At 65.8% G+C, this 3,197-nt stretch carries 4 protein-coding genes and 1 pseudogene; 1 reads left to right on the top strand and 4 read right to left on the bottom strand.

The window, feature by feature from the left end; genetic code table 11:
- The 4 genes and pseudogenes from DSP71_RS19105 to DSP71_RS19090 form a co-directional block, all read right to left on the bottom strand.
- A pseudogene (locus DSP71_RS19105) lies at positions 1-234 on the bottom strand (tRNA pseudouridine(38-40) synthase TruA); the annotation flags it as partial.
- 44 nt (positions 235-278) lie between these two features.
- Positions 279-746 carry a ribonuclease E activity regulator RraA gene (rraA, locus tag DSP71_RS19100; RefSeq protein WP_046747361.1) on the bottom strand — a complete coding sequence of 156 codons (468 nt, stop codon included), beginning with the start codon at positions 744-746 and terminating at the stop codon, positions 279-281.
- Between the two features lie 2 nt (positions 747-748).
- The gene (locus DSP71_RS19095; RefSeq protein ID WP_046747360.1) at positions 749-2,290 is read right to left on the bottom strand and encodes an APC family permease; all 1,542 of its coding nucleotides are present in this window, start codon (positions 2,288-2,290) and stop codon (positions 749-751) included.
- A gap of 99 nt (positions 2,291-2,389) precedes the next feature.
- Positions 2,390-2,755 carry a helix-turn-helix domain-containing protein gene (locus tag DSP71_RS19090; RefSeq protein ID WP_045263673.1) on the bottom strand — a complete coding sequence of 122 codons (366 nt, stop codon included), beginning with the start codon at positions 2,753-2,755 and terminating at the stop codon, positions 2,390-2,392.
- Positions 2,756-2,848: 93 nt separating this feature from the next.
- Here DSP71_RS19090 and DSP71_RS19085 point away from each other — a divergent pair.
- The coding region (locus DSP71_RS19085) for an NAD(P)H-binding protein (RefSeq protein WP_113681834.1) at positions 2,849-3,197 on the top strand (349 nt) is incomplete at its 3' end.

The raw sequence follows: 3,197 nt of genomic DNA, 5'->3' as shown, positions 1-3,197 counted from the left end.
CCCCTGCCGGGCTTCGATGCGCGACCACTGCTTCTCGTCGAGGTCGACGTGCGCGACCTGGCCGCTCGCGTGCACGCCGGCATCCGTGCGACCTGCCACCACGAACTGCACGTCCGAGCCCACGATGCGCGCGAGGGCGGCTTCCAGCGTGCCCTGCACCGTGCGCAGAGTCGGCTGCTTCGCCCACCCTCGGAAATGGGTGCCGTCGTAGGCGATGTCGAGCCGGATGCGCACGCAGCAAGCCTAGGACACCGAGACCACCGGACTTCAGGCGGCGTTCACCGTTCGACCAGGATTCCGTCCCGATCGCTGTAGAGATGCGCCCCCGGCCGGAACACCACACCCTCGATCACGAGCGCGACATCGGTCTCACCGGCTCCGAGCTTCGCGCTCTTGCGCGGATTCGTCCCCAGGGCCTTGACCCCCAGCTCGAGGGCATCGATGGCGACACTGTCGCGGATGGCGCCGTTGATCACGACCCCGGCCCAGTCGTTCGCCACGGCGGACGCCGCGATCAGGTCGCCCATCAGTGCCGTCTCCAGCGATCCAGCGCCGTCGACGACCAGGACCGCGCCCGCACCGGGAGTCGCCAGCACCGCCTTCACCAGCGCGTTGTCCTCGAAGCAGCGCACGGTGCGGATCGGCCCGTCGAACGCCGACCGCCGGCCGAAGGAGCGCAGTTGCAGCGAGAGCGACTGGATCTCCTCCCCGAGCTCGTCGTAGAGGTCCGCCGTCGCGACCGCCATCCTCAGATGCCTCCGTCGATCGACCGGATGGTCACGGCAGGCTCGTCCGGGACCATCACCTCGGTGTCGCGGTTCAGGCTCTCGCCACGGAAGAAGCGCTTCGAGCGCGGGAAGAGGTACCAGACGAACATCAGCACCAGACCGAATGCCAACGAGCCGACGCCGATCACGAACGTGCCGCCGATACCGAACAGGACCGTGTATCCGTAGTCGACATCCCACATGTCGATGGCCGACTGGATGAACGCCCACGCGAGCATGAGCCCGCCCAGCAGCGGGAACAGCCCCTTGAAGAAGAACTCGCGCGCGGACGAGGTGAGGTCCTTGCGGAAGTACCACACGCACGCGAAGCCGGTGATGGCGTAGTAGAAAGCGATCGCGAGACCGAGGGACAGGATCGAGTCCTGCAGGATGTTGTCGCTGATCAGCGTCATCCCGACGTAGTAGACCGAGGCGACCACACCCATGACGATGGTCGAGAACGACGGCGTCTTGTACGTCGGGTGCACCTCCTTGAACCTGGCGGGCAGGGCGCGGTAGACACCCATGGCGAGCGTTCCCCGGGCGGTCGGCAGGATCGTGGTCTGGGTCGACGAGATGGCCGAGATGATCACGGACACCACCAGCACCCAGCCGAACGGACCGAGCAACCCGTCCTTGATCGCGAGGAAGAAGTCGTCGGCGTTCGCCTCGTTGCCCAGGCCCGTGCCGTCCTCGCCGAGTCCGGCGTACATCATCGCGGCGATGGTCACCGCGACGTACGTGAACAGCAGGATCACGGTGGTCAGCAGCGCGGCGCGTCCGGGGATGCGCTTCGGGTCCTTGGTCTCCTCGTTGAGCGCGAGGCAGGTGTCCCACCCCCAGTAGATGAACAGCGCCAGAAGGATCGCCTCCGTGAAGCCCGACCAGTCGGTGAACGCGAACGGGTTCATCCACTCCCAGTCGAAAGGCGTCGCGTTCGGAGCCGTGCCGTCGAAGAACTGCCACAGCGCCGCGACGATGAAGATCGCCAGTGCCAGGTATTGGATCGCGAGGAGGATGTTCTGGATGCGCTCGCCGATCTCGACGCCGCGCCAGCTGACCCAGGTCATCGCCGCGATGAAGAGCACGGCGACGACGACGACGCGCCAGTCGTTGTTCTCCAGATCCTGTCCGATCAGGGACCAGAAGTAGACCGAGGCGATCTGCGCGAGGTTGGCCAGCACGACCATTCCCGCGACGGCGACTCCCCACCCGCCCATCCAGCCCACCCAGGGACCGAACGCCTTGGTTCCCCAGGTGAACGTCGTGCCGCAGTCGGGGACGGCGTTGTTGAGCTCGCGGTACGCGAAGGCGATCAGGAGCATCGGGACGAAGGCGATGATGAACGCGATCGGAGCCTGCGCCCCCACCGCGAGCACCACGAAGCCGAGCGTCGCCACGAGCGAGTACACCGGTGCTGTCGAGGCGAGACCGATCACGGTCGATCCCCAGAGTCCCAGAGTGCCGGCGGCCAGACCCTTGCCGTCGGGTCGTTCCAGATGAATCGGCGTCGTTGCTGCCATGTCAGAACAGTAGAGCCACAACGGTTCTCGCGTCAACGGCTTTCTCAGACAGCATGAATCCGAAGCAAAGAAGTGGAGCTCACGACGGAATCCGCAGATTCAGCCTCTTTCGAGCATGCCGTCGGCGTGGTCAGCCACCCACTCCATCAGCGGCAGCATGCGCTCCATCAGGTCACGCCCCAGCGGGGTCAGACTGTACTCCACGTGCGGAGGGACGGTCGGAAGGGATTCCCGGTGCACCAGGCCATCATCGGCGAGCGTCCGCAGCGTCGAGGCCAGCATCTTCTCGCTGATGCCGTCGACCTCCCTGCGGAGGGCGCCCCAGCGGTGGGTGCCGTCGGACAGGCAGGAGAGCACGAGCACTCCCCACTTGCTCATGATGTGATCGAGGACGACACGCGTGCCGCAATTCTGGTCGAACACGAACGGAGTCGATTCCTTTATCTGCGCGAAACTAACCGTCATGTGTGTACCTTACTTCAAAGTGGGTACCGTCAGATCGGAATGCCGAACACCCGATCGCGGGTTGTCGTGGGTGTCACTTACGAAAGGACCCTCATGACCATCCTCGTCACCGGTGCGACCGGCAACCTCGGCCGCCTCATCATCGCCAGCCTGCTCGAGCGCGGCACCGACCCGCAGTCGATCGTGGCAGGAGCCCGCGACACCGCGAAGGCCGCAAACCTCGGCGTTCGCGTCGCGCACCTCGACTACACCGACCCCGCATCGATCGCGTCCGCACTCGAAGGCGTCGACACGGTCATCCTGGTATCCGGCTCCGAGGTCGGCCAGCGGGTCCCGCAGCACCGGGCGGTCATCGATGCCGCGAAGGCGGCCGGCGTCTCCAAGTTCGTCTACACGAGCGCTCCGAAGGCCACGACGAGCGACCTGATCCTGGCCCCCGAAC

Origin of the sequence: Microbacterium sp. H6 (assembly GCF_003314775.1) — a bacterium.
In the GTDB taxonomy this organism is placed as follows: Bacteria; Actinomycetota; Actinomycetes; order Actinomycetales; family Microbacteriaceae; genus Microbacterium; species Microbacterium oxydans.
Note: the sequence above shows the minus strand (reverse complement) of the source record. Positions and strands in the feature narration are given on the sequence as shown.